Genomic DNA, 436 nt, shown 5'->3' with positions numbered 1-436 from the left:
TTTAGAGCAGTTATCCCAAAAAGGGTGGAGCGGTTATAAAACAGTTACAGCCTATTTTGTAAACTATCGTGTGAATGCAGCTAATCAATTTGAATATGATATTGTTTTCCATGGTGTTGCGACAGAGGAAAAAGAAAAAACGACTACTATAGTAAATATGAATGGACCATACAGCGGGATAGTAAATGAAGAAATTCAATTCCATAGCAATGGTACAACAAGTGAAAATGGAAAAGTTATTTCTTATCTATGGAACTTTGGGGATGGTATAACAAGTACAAAAGCGAATCCTACCCACATATATGGAGAAAAAGGAACATATACTGTGGAACTAACTGTGAAAGATAGTAGAGGAAAAGAAAGTATAGAACAGACAAAAGTTACTGTAAAACAAGATCCGCAAACAGGCGGGTCCCTTGAAGAAGAGAAGATACTC

At 35.8% G+C, this 436-nt stretch carries 1 protein-coding gene; it reads left to right on the top strand.

Annotation, left to right across the window (positions count from 1 at the left end; genetic code table 11):
* The coding region (locus MR107_RS30415; protein ID WP_242293184.1) for a PKD domain-containing protein at nt 1-436 on the top strand (436 nt) is incomplete at both ends.

Source organism: Bacillus cereus group sp. BfR-BA-01441, assembly GCF_022663075.1.
GTDB lineage: Bacteria > Bacillota > Bacilli > Bacillales > Bacillaceae_G > Bacillus_A > Bacillus_A cereus.
The sequence above is the reverse complement of the archived record's forward strand: the minus strand, read 5'-3'. Positions and strand labels throughout refer to the sequence as shown.